The organism is Streptomyces sp. M92, assembly GCF_028473745.1.
Taxonomy (GTDB): Bacteria; Actinomycetota; Actinomycetes; order Streptomycetales; family Streptomycetaceae; genus Streptomyces.
In genome coordinates, this window is record NZ_CP101137.1 from 3,002,279 (window position 1) to 3,020,919 (window position 18,641).

Consider the following 18,641-nt stretch of genomic DNA (forward strand, 5'->3'; position numbering starts at 1 on the left):
GTAGGCACGCAAAACGCCGGGTCCCCAGGGAAGCACCCCTGGGGACCCGGCGCCGTACAAACCCGGCGCTAGCCGACCGGCAGACCCTGCACCGGCAGCCCGCCCTTGCCCAGCGCGTCCGTCGGCAGCCCGCTCCCGGTGGCCGTCTTCGCCGTGTCACCGACGACGTCCCCGGCGGAGCCCGCCGCGTCCCCGGCGGCCTTCTGGGCCACCGGCGTGGTCTTCTTGACGAGCGAGCCGCCGGTCTTGCCCGCGGCCGGCACCGTCTTCTTGACGGCCTTGCTGCCGGTGTCGCCCGCGGTCTCGGTGACGTTCTGGGCCGCGGCGTCGACGGTGTTGCCGACGTTCGCCCCGTCCAGCGCGGTCAGTCCCCCGAGGTTCGGGGTGGCGGGCAGTTCGGGAGCCGCGCTGGCGGAGCCGGCCGCACCGACCCCGGCGGCCGCTCCCGCAGCGACGAGCAGCGCGGCACGGGCGATCCGGCGGGTCAGGGGGAGGGACATGATGCTCCTTAGACGGAAGTCAACGATGGGTGATCCGACCGTGCCCGGCGAGTGATCGACCGGGCCCGGACGCAGTGACTACCGCTCGAGGACGGCGAAGGTTGCGGACGCACAACGTAAAGAGTTGGTAATGCGTCGCATTATCGGGTGCCCATAAAAACGGGCAAAAGGGAGCCGGTCGGAAAGTCTGCCGAATCCTTACAGCCCTTGATTTTCCTGGGCTCCGGCGGATGGGGCGCCGAGGCTCCGGAAGTGCGGGCGCCACGTCGACACGGTGCCGCCGCGAGTAACCCCCACGGGTGACGAGTCGTACGGGCGGGCGCTACCGCGCGGTGGTGATACGGACCGAGCCCGCGGCCCGCTCGGCGCCCCGCGCGCCGCCCTCGCCCGTCGGGTGCCACTTGCTGTCGGTGTTCCCCGCCGTCCACTGCCGGCCCGCGTAGGAGACCCGCTGGATGTGCAGCGAGGAGGCGTTGGCCACCGCCCAGTGCGCCAGTTGCCACCCGCGCCGCTCCGGGCTCGCCTCCGTGCCCGAACCGGCCGCGGCGACCGGCAGCGTCACGGTCCGGTCGGCGTCGGCGGAGCCGCCGGCGGCCGGCGAGGACGTGGGCTCCGGGGTGGCGGCGTCGCCGCTGCCCGCCACCGCGCCGGCCGGCTGGAGCACATCCTGACCGAAGTCCCGTACGAGCGCCGCGCGGACCGCGGCGGGCCCCTTGTCCCGGGTGGCGCCCGGGCGGCCCTGGCAGGTCAGCGTCGCCGCGGACCGCCCGGTCAGCGCGGCGGCCAGGAGCGTGGCGTCCGGTTCGTGCTTGGCGTACGCGTCGGGGAAGCCGCTGCGCTGCACGCGCTGGGCGGCGACCGTCAGCGGGAGACTCGTGTAGCCGGGCACCTCGACCAGGTGGTCGTAGAACATGCCCGCCGAGTACGCCGGGTCCATGATCTCCGCCGGAGTGCCCCAGCCCTGCGAGGGGCGCTGCTGGAACAGGCCGAGCGAGTCGCGGTCGCCGTGGTCGATGTTGCGCAGCGTCGACTCCTGCAGCGCGGTCGCCAGCGCGATCGTCACCGCCCGCTCGGGCAGGCCGCGCGCGGTGCCCACCGCGGTGATCGTCGCCGCGTTCACCGCCTGCTCCGGCGTGAACTCGTAGGTCGCCCCGCCGTCCTCGGCGGAGACCACCTTGCATCCGGGAGCGCCCCCGCCCCCGGTGACGTACTGCACCGCCAGGTAACCGGCGACCGAGAGCAGGACCATGGAGGCCGCCCCCGAACGGAGAAGGCGGCCACGGCGTTTGCGGGCGGGTGACGGCTGAAGCACGCGTACAAGGTACTGGAGGGTAGCCATCGGTGTCCGCCAGGTACGGGCAATGCCCGAAAGGGCGGGGGCGCTAGGGTCGGAGCCATGGCCGATACCCCGCTTGACCTCACGCTGGACGCCGCGGAGCTTACCGCGCGGCTCGTCGACTTCCCCTCCGAGAGCGGCACCGAGGAGCCCTTGGCGGACGCGATCGAGAGCGCCCTGCGCGCCCTGCCGCACCTGTCGGTCGAGCGGTACGGCAACAACGTGGTGGCCCGCACGGACCTGGGGCGGGCGGAGCGCGTGATCCTGGCGGGTCACATCGACACCGTCCCGATCGCCGGCAACGTGCCCTCCCGGCTGGACGAGGACGGTGTGCTGTGGGGCTGCGGCACCTGCGACATGAAGGCGGGCGTCGCCGTGCAGCTGCGCATCGCCGCCACCGTCCCGGCCCCCAACCGCGATCTGACCTTCGTCTTCTACGACAACGAGGAGGTCGCCGCCGAGCTGAACGGCCTGAAGCACGTCGCCGAGGCGCACCCCGAGTGGCTGGAGGGCGACTTCGCGGTGCTCCTCGAACCGTCCGACGGCCAGGTGGAGGGCGGCTGCCAGGGCACGCTGCGGGTGCTGCTGAAGACGACGGGCGAGCGGGCGCACTCGGCGCGCTCCTGGATGGGCTCCAACGCCATCCACGCCGCCGCCCCGATCCTCGCCCGCCTGGCGGCGTACGAGCCGCGCTGTCCGGTGATCGACGGCCTGGAGTACCGCGAGGGCCTGAACGCGGTCGGCATCACGGGCGGGGTCGCGGGCAACGTCATCCCCGACGAGTGCGTGGTCACGGTCAACTTCCGCTACGCCCCCGACCGCGGCCCCGAGGACGCCCTCGCCCACGTGCGGGAGGTCTTCGCGGACTGCGGGGTGACGGAGTTCGTCGTCGACGACCACAGCGGCGCGGCCCTGCCCGGTCTGTCCCACCCGGCCGCGGCGGCCTTCATCGAGGCGGTGGGCGGCGCCCCGCAGCCCAAGTACGGCTGGACGGACGTGTCCCGCTTCTCGGCGCTCGGCGTCCCGGCCGTCAACTACGGCCCCGGCAACCCCCACTTGGCGCACAAGCGGGACGAACGGGTGGAGACGGCGAAGATCCTCGCGGGGGAGGAGCGTCTGCGGTCCTGGCTGACGGCGTGATCCAGCGCGGGTTTAGCCCGCTGCGTGGCGGACATGCTGAGGTCCCTCGTACGTAACCCGCGTAGATCTACGCTGAGGTGGAAGAACCTGCAACTGGAGGGAGCGCGCATGGCTACCGGCAACCCCGAGGGCAAGAAGCGGCCACCGGAGGAGCAGCGCCTGGGCCCTGTCCTCCGGCGGCGGGGTCAGGTCCAGGAGGGCACCACGGACCAGCGCCTGCTGGACGAGCGCGCTCCGACCGACTGGGTGCACACCGACCCCTGGCGCGTCCTGCGCATCCAGTCGGAGTTCATCGAGGGCTTCGGCACGCTCGCCGAACTCCCGCCCGCCATCAGCGTCTTCGGCTCCGCCCGGACACCGGTCGACTCACCGGAGTACGACGCCGGCGTCCGGCTGGGCCGGGGCCTGGTCGAGGCGGGCTTCGCGGTCATCACCGGCGGTGGTCCGGGTGCCATGGAGGCGGCGAACAAGGGCGCCCTGGAGGCGAAGGGCACGTCGGTCGGCCTCGGCATCGAGCTGCCCTTCGAGCAGGGGCTCAACCCGTACGTCGACATCGGCCTGAACTTCCGCTACTTCTTCGTCCGCAAGATGATGTTCGTGAAGTACGCGCAGGGCTTCGTCGTCCTGCCCGGCGGCCTCGGCACCCTCGACGAGCTCTTCGAGGCGCTCACCCTGGTGCAGACCCAGAAGGTGACCCGCTTCCCCATCGTCCTCTTCGGCTCCGAGTACTGGGGCGGCCTGGTCGACTGGCTGCGCGGCACCCTGGTGGCGCAGGGCAAGGCCGCGGAGAAGGACCTCATGCTCTTCCACGTCACGGACGACGTGGACGAGGCGGTGGCCCTGGTCTCCAAGGAGGCGGGGCGCTAGAAGGGGCGAAGCCCCCCGGGGACGGGAGCGGGTAAGGGCGGCGGGGGCGAGCAACCCCTCTCGCCCGCCCGCACTCCCGCCCAGCCCCGCCACCGCGCCCCGGCGCTACGCCAGCCCCCTCCGGGCCACCGCCGGCTCGCGGTGCCCGGCGATCGTCGCCACCATGTCCAGCACCTGCCGCGTTTCCGCCACCTCGTGCACCCGGTACACCCGCGCCCCCAGCCACGCCGACACCGCCGTCGTCGCCAGCGTCCCCAGCACCCGTTCCTTCACCGGCCGGTCCAGCGTCTCCCCGACGAAGTCCTTGTTCGACAGGGACACCAGCACCGGCCACCCCGTCTCCACCATCTCCCCGAGCCGCCGCGTCGCCTCCAGGCTGTGCCGCGTGTTCTTCCCGAAGTCGTGCCCGGGATCGATCATCACCGACTCCCGCGGCACCCCGAGCGCCACCGCCCGCTCGGCCAGCCCCACCGTCACCTGCAGGATGTCGGCCATGACGTCGTCGTACGTCACCCGGTGCGGCCGCGTCCGCGGCTGAGCGCCGCCGGCGTGCGTGCACACCAGCCCCACCCCGTACCGCGCGGCGACCTCCGCGAGCTTGGGGTCGACGCCGCCCCACGCGTCGTTCAGCAGGTCCGCCCCCACCTCGCACACGGCCTCGCCGACCTCGTGCCGCCAGGTGTCCACACTGATCACGACGTCCGGGAACCGCCGCCGCACCTGAGCGACGAACCCCACCGTCCGCCGCGCCTCCTCCTCCGCCGAGACCTCGTCCCCGGGGCCCGCCTTCACCCCGCCGATGTCGATGATCGCGGCGCCCTCGGCCACCGCCTGCTCCACGCGTGCGAGGGCGGGCTCGTCGCGGAAGGTAGCCCCCTGGTCGTAGAAGGAATCCGGGGTCCGGTTCACGATCGCCATGATCACCGGCTCGTGCGCCGCGAATTCACGCCTGCCCAGTCTGAGCATCCCCTGTGACATCTCCTCGTCCACATCCTTCTCACGTCCACTGAACCGAGCGCGGCGAACCGAACCGGACACCTGGTCTTGGACCGCCTGCGGCCCCGACTGTCAGACTCGCATGGCACGATCGGACCCGGCACAACCGACTCCGGCTTCGAGTCCACCCGGACCCGCACCGGACCGGGACCCGATCCGACTACCCGACCATGGGGGCCCAGCGATGGTCATGTTCCTGTTCCTCGTCGTCGCGCTGGCCGTCGTGGTCGCCGCGGTGACGCTCGCCGTGGTGAGCGGCGGCGACAGCGGGCCGCTGCCCGACGCCGCGCCCGAGCGGCTGCGGGACTCCCTGCCCCCGGACCGCCCGGTCGGCCGCGCGGACGTGGAGCGGCTCCGCTTCCCGCTCGTCGCCCGCGGCTACCACATGGCGGACGTCGACGACGCCCTCGGCCGCCTCGGCGCCGAGCTGGCCGAGCGCGACGCCCGCATCGCCGACCTGGAGGGGGCGCTGGCCGGCGCCCGGGCCGCCGCCCACCAGCACGTCTCCATGGAGAGTCATCAGCACGTCTCCATGGAGAAGCCGGGCCCCGAGGAGCAGCAGTGAGCGCCGGGGAGGCGATCGCCGGGTCCGACGGGGCGCCGCGCTGCCCCTGGGCCCTGTCCACCGCGGACTACGTGGCGTACCACGACGAGGAGTGGGGCCGCCCGGTCCACGGTGACGACGCCCTCTTCGAACGCCTCAGCCTGGAGGCCTTCCAGTCCGGCCTGTCCTGGATCACCATCCTGCGCCGCCGCCCCGGCTTCCGCGCCGCCTTCGCCGGTTTCGAGATCGCCGAGGTGGCGGCCTTCACCGACGAGGACCGCGACCGCCTGCTCGCCGACGCCGGCATCATCCGCAACCGCGCCAAGATCGATGCGACCCTCGCCAACGCGCGCGTGCTGGCCGACTGGGCCCCCGGCGAGCTGGACGGGCTGATCTGGTCCCACGCCCCGGACCCCGCCGGCCGCCCGGCCCCGAAGACCCTCGCCGACGTCCCGGCCGTCACCCCTCAGTCCACGGCGCTGTCCAAGGCGCTGAAGAAACGCGGCCTGCGCTTCGTCGGCCCGACGACGGCGTACGCGCTGATGCAGGCGTGCGGGCTGGTGGACGACCACCTGGAGACGTGTGTGGCGCGCGGTAACCCGTCCGGGGGCGTGCGGTAGCCCCCGGAGCGGTGACCGGGTCACTTGCCCAGATAGCGCGGCGCCTCCTTGTTCACGAAGGCCCGCACGGCGATCGCGTGGTCCTCGGAGGTCCCGGCCCGGGACTGGAGCTCCTCCTCCTTGTCCAGGGCCTCGTCCAGCGAGTGCGTCAGGCCGAAGGCCACCGACTCCTTCAGCGCCGCGTAGGCGACGGTCGGCCCTTCGGCCAGCGTCCGCGCCACCTTCTCCGCCTCGGCGCGCAGGTCCGCGGCGGGCACCACCCGGTTGGCGATCCCCAGTTCGTACGCCTCCTGCGCCTTGACGCCGCGCGGGAACAGCAGCAGGTCGGCGGCGCGCCCGGGGCCGACCACGCGCGGCAGCGTCCAGGAGATCCCCGAGTCGGCGGTGAGCGCGACACCGGCGAAGGACGTGTTGAACGACGCCGTCTCCGAGACGATCCGGTAGTCCGCCGCGAGCGCGAAGCCGAAGCCCGCCCCGGCCGCCACGCCGTTCACGGCGGCGACCACCGGCTTGCTCGCGCCCGCCAGCGCACGGACGATCGGGTTGTAGTGCTCGCGCACCGTGCTCATGGTCTGGCCCGAGCCCGTCTCCCGGTCGGCGGCCAGCAGCCCGATGTGCTCCTTGAGGTCCTGCCCGACGCAGAACGCCCGCTCCCCGGCCGCCGTCAGCAGCACCGCCCGTACGGCGTCGTCGGCCGCCGCGGCACGCGCCGCGTCGCGGAGCGCGACCTTGGTCTCGATGTTCAGCGCGTTCATCGCCTCGGGGCGGTTCAGCGTGATCGTCGCGAGCCCGTCGCTCACCTCGTAGAGCACGGTGTCGGCCATGGGTTCCCCTCCGCGTCGTAGACGGTCGTGGTCGTACGTGTGTGTCCGGCACTCAGCATGACGGAGAACACCGGAAGCGGATCGCTCGACGGATGTGACCTGCGTCAAAGGTTTCCGGTCCGTATCCATTCGGCGGAAGTGGGCGGGGGCGCGCAGTATCGCAGTCACATCGCCGAATTGAGTGGTTTTGCTCGCGCGCGTTGCCCAAGCGATGCCGGCCGATGTTGGTCATCGGGTCGTGGGATGCGGGATAATGGCTGGGAAGCAATGTGTTCGATGCCGGTGTCGCGCGTCCGGGCCGGATTGCGCGTGCCCTCACGGGCCGTCGGCGGTGACGGTGAGCTGGTATCAGGAAGGGGAACGAGCATGGCGGCCATGAAGCCGCGGACGGGCGATGGCCCGCTCGAGGTGACCAAGGAGGGGCGGGGCATCGTCATGCGCGTTCCGCTCGAAGGCGGCGGGCGGCTCGTCGTCGAGCTGACCCCCGATGAGGCCGACGCGCTCGGCGACGCCCTCAAGCAGGTCGTCGGCTGACGCGCGAGCGACCATACCCTCAGTCGCCCCGGTGCCGCACGCGGTGCCGGGGCGACTGCGTTCCGCTCCCCCCCCCGGGCCCGTCTCATCGGCCCAACGGGCGGTGGTTCACCTTTTGACGGCGCACAGCAGGCCGTCGCCCACCGGCAGCAGTGACGGCACCAGTTCCTGACTCTCCCGCACCGCGCGCAGGAGTTCCCGCAGCCGCAGCACCTCGGTGGGCTGCGGTCCGGAGTCGATCGTCCGGCCGGCGCCGAGGACGCCCTCGAAGACGACGAGGCCTCCGGGGCGCAGCAGGCGCAACGATTCATCGAGGTAGTCGAGGTACTCCAGACGGTCGCCGTCGCAGAAGACGAGGTCGTAGCCGGCGTCCGCGAGCCGGGGCAGGACGTCCAGGGCGCGGCCCGGGATGAACCGGGCCCGGTTGCTGGCGAAGCCCGCGGCGCGGAAGGCCTGCCGGGCGAACTGCTGGTGCTCCGGTTCCGGGTCGACCGTGGTCAGTACGCCGTCCGGCCGCATCCCGTGCAGCAGATGGATACCGGAGACGCCGCAGCCGGTGCCGATCTCCGCGACCGCCTTGGCGTCCACGGCGGCGGCGAGCAGTCCCAGCGCGGAGCCCGTGCCCGGGGTCACCGAGCGCAGGCCCGCCTCGCGGGCCCGGTCGCGTGCCCAGAGCAGCGCGTCGTCCTCGGCGACATAGGCGTCGGCGAACGCCCAGCTCGTCTGCCGGTTGCCGGTAATGACCCTCTCCTGTCCCCGTCGTTGCCTCGGCGTGACTGTATCCGTTGGCGTCGGGAACCCGCAGATGGGACCGGTCGTTTAAGGGGAGAGCGAAGAGGGACGACCGGACGGCCGGACGCGACGGGGGCAGCGAAGTGGGCCAGGGCGCCGAGCAAGTGCTGACGCAGCCGTACGAGCCGTGTCAGCCCAGATCAAATTTTCGTAAAACCGCTTATCCGGAGCTAACGGGCGAGGTGGCTATGGTAGGGGCTCCACTGGACACCACCAGAGCCGACAGGGGAGGTGCGGCCACACCCGCGGATCGGGGAGGAGTGCTGCGGCGCTTCCTCGGATCGGCAGGCAGGCCGAAATCCGTGAACGACACCGCTGCTGACCCCAGCCACGCCGACCGTCCCGGCACGGGACACACCCAGACCGCGACCTTCACCAGCGACGCGGACGGGCAGGCGTGGACTCCGCCCACCTGGGAGGAGATCGTCAGCACCCACAGCGGCCGCGTCTACCGCCTCGCGTACCGCCTCACGGGCAACCAGCACGACGCCGAGGACCTCACCCAGGAGGTCTTCGTCCGCGTCTTCCGGTCCCTGTCGACCTACACGCCGGGCACCTTCGAGGGCTGGCTGCACCGGATCACCACCAACCTCTTCCTGGACATGGTCCGCCGCAAGCAGCGCATCCGCTTCGACGCCCTCGGCGACGACGCGGCCGAGCGGCTGCCCAGCAAGGAGCCCACCCCGCAGCAGGTCTTCCACGACGCCCACTTCGACGCGGACGTCCAGCAGGCCCTGGACACCCTCGCGCCCGAGTTCCGCGCGGCCGTCGTCCTGTGCGACATCGAGGGGCTGTCGTACGAGGAGATCGCCGCGACCCTGGGCGTCAAGCTCGGCACGGTCCGCTCCCGGATCCACCGCGGCCGCTCCCAGCTGCGCAAGGCACTCGCGCACCGCGCTCCCGAGGCGCGTGCCGGGCGTCGCTCGTTCGCGGCCCGTGTGCCCGCACTGGGAGGAGGGGGCACGAGCGCGTGAGTGGGTCACGTCCTGAAGCCGAGGGACACCTCGCAGAGCAGCATCTGGGAGACCGACTCTCCGCCCTGGTGGACGGGGAGCTCGGTCATGACGCGCGGGAGCGCGTACTCGCGCACGTCGCCACCTGCCCGAAGTGCAAGGCGGAGGTCGACGCGCAGCGCCGGCTGAAGAACGTCTTCGCCGAAGCGGCACCACCGGCTCCGTCCGAGAGCTTCCTGGCCCGCCTCCAGGGGCTGCCGGGCGGCGGCGACACGGACGGCGGCGGTGCGCCACTGGACGGCTCGGGATTCTCCGCGGGCTTCGACGGCGTCTTCGGGACGAAGCGGGGCGAGCGGTTCGAGTTCGGGTACGTCCCCGCCCGGCCGCACTCCCCCCTGCCGGAGCCGCCCTCGCTGGGGCGCGGCTTCCGCATCCACGACGTGAGCAGGCACGAGGCCGAGCGGTCGTCCTCGCGCGGCCTGCGGTTCGCGTTCGCCGCCGCTGGGGCGGTGTCGCTGGCCGCGATCGCGCTGGGCGGCGTCACCGTCGGCACCCCGGACACCACCACGGAGGCCCGCGGCTCCGGCAGCGGCAGCAACGCGACCCCGGCGCGCACCCAGGGCGCCGGCGCGGCCACGACCTCGGAGGGCCAGCGCCGCCGCTCGGGCACGCCGCTGCTCGCGCACGGCCAGGGGCAGGGGGCGCTCGGCGACACCCCCGTCGCCCCCACCGAGGCGTCCGCGCCGCTGCTGCCCGGCCTGCCGGCCCCCGCGGGAGCCGATCCCCGGGAGCAGACCGTGCGCGCGCTGACCACCCCGGTGACGGCCGGCGCGGCCGCCGTGTCCCCGCTGATACGTCCGCTCGAAGCGGTTCCGCCACTCGCCCTGACCTCCTGGGCCGCCGCCGACGTCAGGCCGCCCGGTCTGCTCGCCGCCCCCGTCCCCGACCCGCTCGTGTCCCCCCACCTCGGGGCGACCCCCGCCGCCTCCCACCGCCCGGCCCCCTGACCGGGATCTGCGCACCGGCCCGGGAACCTGATTGAATCCCGGGACGGCACCAGAGCCCTTGGAGCCGAAGATCTGCGGCCAGCTGTGGGGGAGAACATGAACGAGGGGAAGCCCACGAAGGCGAAGTGGTGGAGCCGTCCCCGCTCGTCCGACGACGCGTCCGACGGCGACTTCGAGCTGCAACGCCCCCACACGGTCCGCGCCACCGTCAGCGGTGACGAGGCGGCCGGCGAGGGCGACTTCGAGCTCGAACGCCCGGCGGCACCCGCCGCGGACGACTACGAGCCGGGCCGGCCGACGGCCGTGCCGGACGGCTCCGCCGACGCGGGCCCGCGCACGGCCACGGCCCCGCACCCCGACCCACGCCGGACCGTCGTCGAGGACGTCGAGGACGTCGAGGACACGGGCGTACGCGTGCCCAGCGGCGCCGGCACGTCCGCCGGTGCCGGCCCGCAGGCCACCGCGACGCCCACTGACGCTGCCGCGCTCGGCGCCGCTCCGAGTGACGCGGCCGCGCCCGGAACGGCAGCGGGCGAAGCGGCCGCGCACACCCGCCCCCCGCGCACGCGGCGGCGGAGCGCGCCGTCGTTCCCGCGTCCACGGCCGCGCCCGTCGGCGCCCCCGCGTCCACGGCCGCGCCCGTCGGCGCCCCCGCCCGCAGTGACGCGAACGGTGATGCCGCCCGGCCCACCGGTACGGAAGGCGACGCCGGAGTGGCCCGTGACCTCACTGGTGCCGCGTCGGTGGCCGAACGCCCCAGGCCGCTGCACGACCCCGACCCGTACGGCACCCCTCCGTACGGCGAGCCGGGCCCCTGGGCCCCCGCACCGCCGGTGCAGCATCCGGCGACCACGCCGGCGCACGGCACCGTCGCGGCGGCGTCCCACACCACCGCCGGCCCCGTGGCACCGCCCCCCGGCGCGCTGCCCGACCCGGCGTTCGCGGACGCCCCGCCGCCCGTGCCGTCGGCGCGGCAGTCGGCGCCGGTGTCCGAGGTGTCGGCCGAAGCCGCCGGACCCTTCGCCCCCGCGGTGCCGTCCCCCGCCCAGCCCCCGGACGCGCTGCCCGACCCGGCGTCCGCCGACGCGCCGGCCGGAGCAGAAAGCGGCGGGGACGGAACGGACCCCGGCCCCTGGGGGCGTTACGACCCCTGGGCCGCCTCGGCCGCCGCCTCCCTCCAGCAGAACGGCGCGGCCGTGCCCACGCGGGACCAGCGGCGCAGGCGGGCCGGGAAGGTGATCCTCGGCGGGGCGCTGGTCATCGCGCTCGTCTCCGGCGGCATCGGCGGCGTCGTGGGCGCCTACCTCGAACGCAACGGCGGCGTGGGGACGGTGGAACTCCCGCAGGCCGGGAAGGAGTCGGCCGAGCGGGCGCCGGACAGCGTGGCCGGGATCGCCGCCCGTGCCCTGCCCAGCGTGGTGACCCTGCACGTCAGCGGCAGTGACGGCGCGGGCACCGGCACCGGCTTCGTCCTCGACGACCGCGGTCACATCCTCACCAACAACCACGTCGTGGAGCCCGCCGGCTCCGGCGGCGAGATCACCGTCACCTTCAACAGCGGCGACAGTGCCGAGGCCACGGTCGTCGGCCGGGACGGCGGATACGACCTCGCCGTGGTCAAGGTGAAGGGCGTCAGCGGCCTCACCCCCATGCCCCTCGGCAACTCCGACAACGTCCAGGTCGGCGACCCCGTGGTCGCCATCGGGGCCCCCTTCGACCTGGCCGGCACCGTCACCTCCGGCATCATCAGCGCCAAGGAGCGGCCGATCACCGCGGGCGGCGAGGAGGGCGACGGCAGCGACGTGTCGTACGTCGACGCCCTGCAGACCGACGCGCCGATCAACCCGGGCAACTCCGGCGGCCCCCTCCTGGACGCCCAGGGCCGGGCCATCGGCATCAACTCCGCGATCCGGTCCGCCGAGGGAGGCGGCGCCGAACCGGACGGCGGCCAGGCCGGCTCGATAGGGCTCGGCTTCGCCATCCCCATCAACCAGGGCAAGCGCGTGGCCGAGGAGCTGATCAACACCGGCAGGGCCACCCACCCGGTCATCGGCATCACGCTCGACATGGCCTACGGGGGCGACGGCGCCCGGGTGGCCGCCAAGGGCAGCGACGGCGGCCCTCCGGTCACCGCGGGCGGGCCGGGCGACAAGGCCGGCATCGAAGCCGGGGACGTGATCACCGCCGTCGACGGCCGGCGCGTGCACTCCGGCGAGGAGCTCATCGTCAAGACCCGCGCCCACCGCCCCGGCGACCGCCTGGAACTGACGCTGGAACGCGACGGCGAGGAGACGCACGTCTCACTGGTGCTCGGCTCCTCCGGCGGTGACTGAGCGCCGCGAGGTCCCGACAAGGGACCAGGAAGGCAAACAATTCGGAAAGCGCCCGCGTACACCCACTCGGGGCTCACGGGACGGTACCGGTCGGACAGGATCGGCGGGTACCGTGGTGGCGGCCCGGACATCCCAAGGAGCTTCAGGTGTTCAATGACATAGGCGCACTCGAGCTGGTGACGCTCGTCGTCCTCGCCGTGCTCGTGTTCGGCCCGGACAAGCTCCCCAAGGTCATCCAGGACGTGAGCCGCACCATCCGGAAGATCCGGGAGTTCTCGGACAGCGCCAAGCAGGACATCCGGCAGGAGCTGGGCCCCGAGTTCAAGGACTTCGAGTTCGAGGACCTCAACCCCAAGACGTTCATCCGCAAGCAGCTGGACAACGACGAACTGGGGCTCAAGGAGATCCGCAACGGCTTCGACCTGAAGAAGGAGATGGCCGAGGTCGCCGACTCGGTGCACGGCCGTGAGCCGGAGTCGTCGTCCGGCTCCTCCTCGTCGGTGTCCTCCTCGTCCGGTTCCACGGGTGGCCGTGTCGACATGTCGAAGAAGCCCGAGGTCCCGGCCCGCGACGACCGCCCGCCCTTCGACGCCGACGCCACCTGAGCCGACTCCCGCACCGCATCCCCCGTACGTGACACGTATCACGCCCCGGATGGAGCGTGCGAGGCCCGAAGACGACGCCCGCGCGACCCACGCGCCGGGCGGTTTCCCGGTTGCCGCCGGTTAGGTGGCTATGCTGCCCGAGTTGTTGTGCGGACCGGACGAGTGCGCCCGAAGGGGGGCGGGCCTTCCGGACCGACGAGAGCGAGGAGGCGTCCGGGCACATGGAGACGACGAGTCAGGCGGTCGCGCAGACGCCGGGCGCGGAGGTTGGACAAGAGGTCCCCTCCGCCCGGCGGACGATCGACGGCTACCTGCGTGCGCCCTTCCCGTGGTACGGCCTCGACGAGGCCTTCACGGGGCGGCGCTGGTTGATGCAGGTCGGCACGGCGGCCGACCAAACCGTGGAGCACGGCTCGATCGGGCACGGCGACGAACCGTCGGTGCGCAACGAGCACGTGTCCGGCGACGACCAGGACGCCAAGGAGAAGTTCGCGGTCGTCGTGACCGTCGCGGCCAACCCCGACCGGCGCAGTGCCGACGGCACGGGACTGCTGGAGGCCACCTCGGTGTCCTCCGCGGCCTGGCTGGCCGGGGTGGGGCTGCTGTCCTTCACCTGGCCCGGCCAGATGGACCACGCCCTGCGGGACGACTGGCTGGAGCAGCAGACGGAGACCGCGTGGGTCCTCGCGGACGACCTCGACGGGGCCGACTGGACGACGCTCTCCCTTCCCGTGGACGGCGTACCCACGTCCTTCCACTACCGGGAGTCCGAGTTCGGCTGGGTGCTGGCCGGCTCCACCGAGCAGGGCGTCCACCTCGGGGCGTACGGGCGCGGGATGAGCGCGTACGGCCTGGCCTTCGCCGTGGTGAAGGACATCGCGGACTACGCCTGATCCCGGACCCCGGGCCCCGGACCGCTGAGCTCGACGCGCGAAGGGGCGCCGTCCACCCGGACAGCGCCCCGTCCTCGTACGGAGCCGTACGGCCCCGTACGGAGCGTCAGAACTTGTTCTTCGGCGTGATCCCCAGCGACAGCCCCGAGAGGCCGCGCTGACGCCCGCCCAGCTTCCCCGCGATCGAGCGCAGCGCCGCGCCGGCCGGGGAGTCCGGGTCGGACAGGACGACGGGCTTGCCCTCGTCGCCGCCCTCGCGCAGCCGGACGTCGATCGGGATGGAGCCGAGGACCGGGACCGAGGCGCCGGTCGTGCGGGTCAGGCCGTCGGCGACCAGCTGGCCGCCGCCCGTGCCGAACACGTCGACCATCTCGCCGCAGTGCGGGCAGGGCAGGCCGGACATGTTCTCGACCACGCCGACGATCTTCTGGTGGGTCTGCACGGCGATCGCGCCCGCCCGCTCCGCCACCTCGGCGGCGGCCTGCTGAGGGGTCGTCACGACCAGGATCTCGGCGTTCGGCACCAACTGGGCGACGGAGATCGCGATGTCGCCGGTGCCGGGCGGCAGGTCGAGCAGCAGGACGTCCAGGTCGCCCCAGTACACGTCGGCCAGGAACTGCTGGAGCGCGCGGTGCAGCATCGGGCCGCGCCAGACGACCGGCGCGTTGCCCGGCGTGAACATGCCGATGGAGATGACCTTCACGCCGTTGGCCGAAGGCGGCATGATCATGTTCTCGACCTGGGTGGGCCGCCCGTCGGCGCCCAGCATGCGCGGCACGGAGTGGCCGTAGATGTCGGCGTCCACGACACCGACCTTGAGGCCGTCCGCCGCCATCGACGCGGCCAGGTTCACCGTCACCGAGGACTTGCCGACGCCGCCCTTGCCGGAGGCGACCGCGTAGACGCGGGTGAGGCTGCCGGGCTTGGCGAAGGGGACCTCGCGCTCGGTCTGGCCGCCGCGCAGGGCGTTCGCCAGCTCCTTGCGCTGTTCGTCGCTCATCACGTCCAGCTCGACGTCGACGCGTGTGACACCCTCGACCCCCGACACCGCGTCCGTCACGCGCTGCGTGATGGTGTCCCGCATGGGACAGCCGGAGACCGTCAGGTACACGGCGACCGCGACCGCTCCGTCCGCGCCGATCTCCACCGACTTGACCATCCCGAGCTCGGTGATGGGACGGTTGATCTCGGGGTCGTTCACCGTCGACAGTGCTTCGCGCACCGCGTCTTCCGTAGCCATAGGGTCGATGGTACGGCGCCGCCCACGGGGCACGGAAAGCCCCGTCAGCGGTCGTGTACGTCACGCCCCGCAGACCGATCCGCCGGGAATACCCCGCGCTCGGGGTGATGGCCGTTCTGACGCTCCTCCAGGTCCTTGAGCACGTCCTGCAGCTCCGAGCGGATCCAGTCCCGCGTCGCGACCTCGCCCAGCCCGATGCGCAGGGCGGCGATCTCCCGGGTCAGGTACTCGGTGTCGGCGATCGACCGCTCGTTCTGCTTGCGGTCCTGCTCCAGGTTGACCCGGTCCCGGTCGTCCTGCCGGTTCTGGGCGAGCAGGATCAGCGGGGCGGCGTAGGAGGCCTGGAGCGACAGCATCAGGGTCAGGAAGATGAACGGGTACTCGTCGAAGCGCAGGCCGCTGGGCGCGGACACGTTCCACACCACCCAGACGATGATGACGACCGTCATCCAGACGATGAACCGCCCGGTGCCCAGGAACCGCGCGACGCGCTCCGACAGCCGGCCGAAGGACTCCGGGTCCCACTCCGGCAGCAGCCGCCGGCGCGGCGGGCGGGGCTGGTCCAGCCGGGCCCGCACCCGGGAGGACGCGGTCGCCCCCGACGCGGCACGCTCACGGGCCGTCGTCTCGCGCTCAGGCCCCATCGGCGCCCACCTCCCCCGCCGTCTCCTCAAGGTGGTACTCGGTCTCCCGCCAGTCGTCGGGCAGCATGTGGTCCAGTACGTCGTCGACCGTGATCGCGCCCAGCAGCGCCCCCGAGTCGTCCACGACGGGCGCCGCCACCATGTCGTACGTGGCGAAGAACCCGGCGACCACGGGCAGCGCGGCGTCCGGGTCCAGGGGTTGCAGGTCGTCGTCGATGATCGAGCCGACCAGGGTGTACGGAGGGTCGCGCAGCAGGCGCTGGAAATGGACCGTGCCCAGGTACTTGCCGGTCGGGGTCTCCTCGGGCGGGCGGCAGACGTAGACCTGGGCGGCGTGCGCCGGGGACAGGTCGGGGTTGCGGATGCGGGCCAGGGCGTCGGCGACGGTGGCGTCGGGACGCAGCACGATCGGCTCGGTCGTCATCAGCCCGCCGGCCGTGTGCTCCTCGTACGCCATCAGCCGCCGCATGTCGGCCGCGTCGGAGGGCTGCATCAGGCTCAGCAGCCGTTCCTTGTCGTCCTCGGGCAGCTCGCCGAGCAGGTCGGCCGCGTCGTCGGGATCCATCGCCTCCAGGACGTCCGCGGCCCGCTCCTCCTTGAGCTTGCCGAGGATCTCGATCTGGTCGTCCTCCGGCAGTTCCTCCAGCACGTCGGCCAGGCGGTCGTCGTCGAGGGCGGCGGCGACCTCGGCGCGGCGCTTGGCCGACAGGTGGTGCAGGACGTTGGCGAGGTCGGCGGGGTGCAGCTGCTCGAAGGTGGCGAGGAGGTTCTCGGCGCCCTGCCCCTGCTCCTCCACGGAGAAGCCGGTGACGCCGGACCACTCCACGGTGAGCGTCTCTCCCTTGTTGCGCCGGAAGGCGCCGCCCTTCTTCCCCTTGCGGACGAAGACCTTGTCGATCTCCCAGTCCCGGCGGGCCGGCAGCTGCTGCACGGCCAGGTCGAGGACGGTGACCTCCTCACCCGTGTCGGTGAGGGTGACCCGCCGGTCCAGCAGTTCACCGAAGACCAGGCGCTCGGTGGGGCGCTGCTCGAAGCGCCGGACGTTCAGCACCCCGGTGGTGATGACCTGGCCGGACTCGATGCCGGTGACCCGGGTCATGGGCAGGAAGATGCGGCGGCGGGTGGTGAGTTCGACGACCAGGCCCAGCACCCGAGGGGGCTTGCGGCCGACGCGGAGCATGACGACCAGATCGCGGACACGCCCCACCTGGTCGCCGGCCGGGTCGAAGACGGCGATGCCGGAGAGATGGGAGACGAAGATCCGGGGGGCGCCCGCTGCCATGGCCGCGGCTCCTTTGCCTGTGTGAGAACTGTTTCGTACGGTGTCCCTTTTCCGAATTGCCCGCTCGGACGGGCTTCAGGCTAGCCCGTCCCGAACGGCTCCGCCCTGGCGGCCGGTCCGGACGGACTGGCTCCGTTCGCCGTCCGGCGCCCCGGTACGCTGCGGTACGCCGCCAGGGCCTGTGCGACAGCTCCCGGGTGCCCGGCCGGCTCCTTGCCCGTCCGCGTCAGAAAGGCAGCCCCTCCTGTGTTCGTGACTCCCCGGCGCCGATTCCGCAGGGCCGCACTGATCGGCGCCGTGTGCGCCCTGACGGTCGCGGGAGCGGGGCTGACGGGATGCGGCGGCGAGGACCCCGACGCGGGCACCAACGGCCTCGGCAAGCTCCCCGCCGACAAGATCCACGCGAAGGCCCGCTCGGCCGCCGGTGCCGCCGAGGCGGTGCGCCTGCACGGGTCGGTGGAGGCCGGCGGCAGCACGTACACCCTCGACATGCGGCTGAAGTCCGACGGCGGGACCGGGTCGGTGGCCGCCGAGGGGGCGACCTTCGGGCTGCTGCGCGTCGGCGACCAGCTCTTCCTCAAGGCCGACGCCGGGTTCTGGAGCCACGACGGCGGGGACGCCAAGGCCGCCGGGAAACTGGCGGGCAAGTACGTGAAGGTGCCGGAGAGCGACCCCGTGTACAAGAAGTTCAGCGGGTTCACGGACAAGGACGTCCTCCTGGGCGGTCTGCTGGCCCTGCACGGCACGGTGGAGACCGACGGCCGCCACGAGCAGGCGGGCGTGCGCACCATCCGCGTCACCGGCGACAAGGGCGCCGGCGGTTCGCTGGACGTCTCCCTGGAGGGCACCCCGTATCCGCTGCGCCTGGTCCGCGCGGGCAGCGCCGGCACACTCAGCTTCTCGGACTGGAACAAGGACTTCGCCCTCGAGGAGCCGGCGAAGGACGACACCCTGGACTACGGCAAGCAGCTGCCGACGTCGTGACGCCGAACTAGCGACGCCCCCGGCGCTTGAGCAGCAGCCGCGGCAGCCCCGCCGGGACCGGCCCGCGCGTCGTCGCCGGGCTCGGCAGCGGGGCCTCGGCCAGCGAACCGTCGGGCAGCGGCGCCGTGGCCCCCGTCGGTTCCAGGCGCAGCACCCGGCACTCACGGGCCCAGCGGTCGGTCATCGCCTCGCCGTCCGGGGCGTTCAGCCGCTTGCCCTTGAGGCCGGCGACCGCCGCCTGCCACGCCTCGGACCCGGCGGGCAGCTCCACCACCCGTGCCGTCCAGGAGACCAGCCGGCCCCCCTTGTCCTTGCTGCGCACGGTCACCTCGGCCGCGGCCCCGTCGGCCAGCCCCGGCAGCGGCTGCTCGCCGGGGCCGTCGCCGACGACGAGCGCCGCGCCGTCCTGCCAGACGTGCCACAGCGCGCGGGCGGGCATCCCCGGCCCCCTGACCCAGACGAGGCCGGACTTCTTGGTGGCCTCCTCGACGAGGGCCTGGTCGAGCAGCTCGCTTGTCATGTGCTCAGCCTATCCACGGGTGCCGTG

Annotated in this window: 20 protein-coding genes; 11 read left to right on the top strand and 9 right to left on the bottom strand. The window is 73.0% G+C overall.

Going from position 1 to position 18,641, the window contains the following annotated elements; translation table 11 throughout:
* Positions 1 to 68 precede the first annotated feature (68 nt).
* A complete protein-coding gene (locus tag M6G08_RS13800; protein WP_272587458.1) occupies positions 69 to 500 on the bottom strand; it encodes an ATP-binding protein in 432 nt (143 codons plus the stop codon).
* Positions 501 to 822: 322 nt separating this feature from the next.
* Entirely contained in the window at positions 823 to 1,812 is a 990-nt protein-coding gene (locus M6G08_RS13805) for a VldE C-terminal domain-containing protein (protein WP_443048796.1), read from the bottom strand.
* Positions 1,813 to 1,896: 84 nt separating this feature from the next.
* On the opposite strand from M6G08_RS13805, the gene dapE reads away from it, so the two are divergent.
* Both dapE and M6G08_RS13815 read left to right on the top strand, forming a co-directional pair.
* Positions 1,897 to 2,976, top strand: coding sequence for a succinyl-diaminopimelate desuccinylase (dapE, locus tag M6G08_RS13810; RefSeq protein ID WP_272587459.1), 1,080 nt, complete (start codon positions 1,897 to 1,899; stop codon positions 2,974 to 2,976).
* 108 nt (positions 2,977 to 3,084) lie between these two features.
* Positions 3,085 to 3,843: an LOG family protein gene (locus M6G08_RS13815; protein WP_272587460.1), complete on the top strand. Its 759-nt coding sequence runs from the start codon at positions 3,085 to 3,087 to the stop codon at positions 3,841 to 3,843.
* Positions 3,844 to 3,948: 105 nt separating this feature from the next.
* On the opposite strand, the gene folP is transcribed toward M6G08_RS13815, so the two are convergent.
* Positions 3,949 to 4,809: a dihydropteroate synthase gene (gene folP / locus M6G08_RS13820; RefSeq protein ID WP_272587461.1), complete on the bottom strand. Its 861-nt coding sequence runs from the start codon at positions 4,807 to 4,809 to the stop codon at positions 3,949 to 3,951.
* 214 nt (positions 4,810 to 5,023) lie between these two features.
* On the opposite strand from folP, the gene M6G08_RS13825 reads away from it, so the two are divergent.
* Together M6G08_RS13825 and M6G08_RS13830 are read left to right on the top strand one after the other, a co-directional pair.
* Positions 5,024 to 5,404 carry a DivIVA domain-containing protein gene (locus tag M6G08_RS13825; RefSeq protein WP_272587462.1) on the top strand — a complete coding sequence of 127 codons (381 nt, stop codon included), beginning with the start codon at positions 5,024 to 5,026 and terminating at the stop codon, positions 5,402 to 5,404.
* Positions 5,401 to 6,003 (top strand): DNA-3-methyladenine glycosylase I, encoded by a 603-nt coding sequence (locus M6G08_RS13830; protein ID WP_272587463.1) that lies wholly within the window; start codon positions 5,401 to 5,403, stop codon positions 6,001 to 6,003. Before M6G08_RS13825 ends, M6G08_RS13830 begins: the two co-directional genes overlap by 4 nt.
* 20 nt (positions 6,004 to 6,023) lie before the next feature.
* Here M6G08_RS13830 and chcB read toward each other — a convergent pair whose 3' ends face one another.
* On the bottom strand, positions 6,024 to 6,827 hold the full coding sequence (gene chcB / locus M6G08_RS13835; RefSeq protein ID WP_272587464.1) for a 2-cyclohexenylcarbonyl CoA isomerase: 804 nt from the start codon (positions 6,825 to 6,827) through the stop codon (positions 6,024 to 6,026).
* A 366-nt stretch (positions 6,828 to 7,193) separates the two neighbouring features.
* On the opposite strand from chcB, the gene M6G08_RS13840 reads away from it, so the two are divergent.
* Positions 7,194 to 7,361, top strand: a complete 168-nt coding sequence (locus M6G08_RS13840; RefSeq protein WP_018105485.1) for a DUF3117 domain-containing protein — start codon at positions 7,194 to 7,196, stop codon at positions 7,359 to 7,361.
* Between the two features lie 108 nt (positions 7,362 to 7,469).
* On the opposite strand, the gene M6G08_RS13845 is transcribed toward M6G08_RS13840, so the two are convergent.
* Positions 7,470 to 8,168 (bottom strand): O-methyltransferase, encoded by a 699-nt coding sequence (locus tag M6G08_RS13845; protein WP_272591340.1) that lies wholly within the window; start codon positions 8,166 to 8,168, stop codon positions 7,470 to 7,472.
* Between the two features lie 287 nt (positions 8,169 to 8,455).
* Here M6G08_RS13845 and sigE point away from each other — a divergent pair, with 287 nt between their 5' ends.
* The 5 genes from sigE (at position 8,456) to M6G08_RS13870 (ending at position 13,944) form a co-directional block, all read left to right on the top strand.
* Positions 8,456 to 9,127 carry an RNA polymerase sigma factor SigE gene (gene sigE, locus M6G08_RS13850; RefSeq protein WP_272587465.1) on the top strand — a complete coding sequence of 224 codons (672 nt, stop codon included), beginning with the start codon at positions 8,456 to 8,458 and terminating at the stop codon, positions 9,125 to 9,127.
* Positions 9,124 to 10,113 (top strand): anti-sigma factor family protein, encoded by a 990-nt coding sequence (locus tag M6G08_RS13855; protein WP_272587466.1) that lies wholly within the window; start codon positions 9,124 to 9,126, stop codon positions 10,111 to 10,113. The genes sigE and M6G08_RS13855 overlap by 4 nt, the downstream gene beginning before the upstream one ends.
* 713 nt (positions 10,114 to 10,826) lie before the next feature.
* Positions 10,827 to 12,446: a S1C family serine protease gene (locus M6G08_RS13860; RefSeq protein ID WP_272587467.1), complete on the top strand. Its 1,620-nt coding sequence runs from the start codon at positions 10,827 to 10,829 to the stop codon at positions 12,444 to 12,446.
* Between the two features lie 146 nt (positions 12,447 to 12,592).
* The gene (locus M6G08_RS13865; protein WP_272587468.1) at positions 12,593 to 13,051 is read left to right on the top strand and encodes a sec-independent translocase; all 459 of its coding nucleotides are present in this window, start codon (positions 12,593 to 12,595) and stop codon (positions 13,049 to 13,051) included.
* Between the two features lie 221 nt (positions 13,052 to 13,272).
* On the top strand, positions 13,273 to 13,944 hold the full coding sequence (locus M6G08_RS13870) for a hypothetical protein (protein ID WP_272587469.1): 672 nt from the start codon (positions 13,273 to 13,275) through the stop codon (positions 13,942 to 13,944).
* Between the two features lie 106 nt (positions 13,945 to 14,050).
* Here M6G08_RS13870 and M6G08_RS13875 read toward each other — a convergent pair whose 3' ends face one another.
* Genes M6G08_RS13875 through M6G08_RS13885 form a run of 3 tightly spaced genes read right to left on the bottom strand, consistent with a single transcriptional unit; the run spans position 14,051 to position 17,110 of the window.
* Entirely contained in the window at positions 14,051 to 15,184 is a 1,134-nt protein-coding gene (locus M6G08_RS13875; protein WP_272587470.1) for an Mrp/NBP35 family ATP-binding protein, read from the bottom strand.
* Between the two features lie 44 nt (positions 15,185 to 15,228).
* Positions 15,229 to 15,828: a DUF1003 domain-containing protein gene (locus tag M6G08_RS13880; RefSeq protein WP_272587471.1), complete on the bottom strand. Its 600-nt coding sequence runs from the start codon at positions 15,826 to 15,828 to the stop codon at positions 15,229 to 15,231.
* On the bottom strand, positions 15,818 to 17,110 hold the full coding sequence (locus tag M6G08_RS13885; RefSeq protein WP_272587473.1) for a magnesium transporter MgtE N-terminal domain-containing protein: 1,293 nt from the start codon (positions 17,108 to 17,110) through the stop codon (positions 15,818 to 15,820). The genes M6G08_RS13880 and M6G08_RS13885 overlap by 11 nt, the downstream gene beginning before the upstream one ends.
* Before the next feature lie 246 nt (positions 17,111 to 17,356).
* Between M6G08_RS13885 and M6G08_RS13890 the strand changes: the two genes are divergently transcribed.
* On the top strand, positions 17,357 to 18,094 hold the full coding sequence (locus M6G08_RS13890; protein WP_272587474.1) for a hypothetical protein: 738 nt from the start codon (positions 17,357 to 17,359) through the stop codon (positions 18,092 to 18,094).
* 7 nt (positions 18,095 to 18,101) lie between these two features.
* On the opposite strand, the gene M6G08_RS13895 is transcribed toward M6G08_RS13890, so the two are convergent.
* Complete coding sequence (locus M6G08_RS13895; RefSeq protein WP_272587475.1) at positions 18,102 to 18,614, bottom strand: hypothetical protein; 513 nt, start codon at positions 18,612 to 18,614, stop codon at positions 18,102 to 18,104.
* Positions 18,615 to 18,641 lie beyond the last annotated feature (27 nt).

Excerpts from the sequence above, each read along its gene's own strand:
- dapE (WP_272587459.1), top strand. The coding sequence starts at position 1,897 with ATGGCCGATACCCCGCTTGACCTCACGCTGGACGCCGCGGAGCTTACC.
- M6G08_RS13875 (WP_272587470.1), bottom strand. The coding sequence starts at position 15,184 with ATGGCTACGGAAGACGCGGTGCGCGAAGCACTGTCGACGGTGAACGAC.
- M6G08_RS13825 (WP_272587462.1), top strand. The coding sequence starts at position 5,024 with ATGGTCATGTTCCTGTTCCTCGTCGTCGCGCTGGCCGTCGTGGTCGCC.
- folP (WP_272587461.1), bottom strand. The coding sequence starts at position 4,809 with ATGCTCAGACTGGGCAGGCGTGAATTCGCGGCGCACGAGCCGGTGATC.
- M6G08_RS13870 (WP_272587469.1), top strand. The coding sequence starts at position 13,273 with ATGGAGACGACGAGTCAGGCGGTCGCGCAGACGCCGGGCGCGGAGGTT.
- M6G08_RS13815 (WP_272587460.1), top strand. The coding sequence starts at position 3,085 with ATGGCTACCGGCAACCCCGAGGGCAAGAAGCGGCCACCGGAGGAGCAG.
- M6G08_RS13840 (WP_018105485.1), top strand. The coding sequence starts at position 7,194 with ATGGCGGCCATGAAGCCGCGGACGGGCGATGGCCCGCTCGAGGTGACC.
- M6G08_RS13880 (WP_272587471.1), bottom strand. The coding sequence starts at position 15,828 with ATGGGGCCTGAGCGCGAGACGACGGCCCGTGAGCGTGCCGCGTCGGGG.
- chcB (WP_272587464.1), bottom strand. The coding sequence starts at position 6,827 with ATGGCCGACACCGTGCTCTACGAGGTGAGCGACGGGCTCGCGACGATC.
- M6G08_RS13885 (WP_272587473.1), bottom strand. The coding sequence starts at position 17,110 with ATGGCAGCGGGCGCCCCCCGGATCTTCGTCTCCCATCTCTCCGGCATC.
- M6G08_RS13800 (WP_272587458.1), bottom strand. The coding sequence starts at position 500 with ATGTCCCTCCCCCTGACCCGCCGGATCGCCCGTGCCGCGCTGCTCGTC.
- M6G08_RS13895 (WP_272587475.1), bottom strand. The coding sequence starts at position 18,614 with ATGACAAGCGAGCTGCTCGACCAGGCCCTCGTCGAGGAGGCCACCAAG.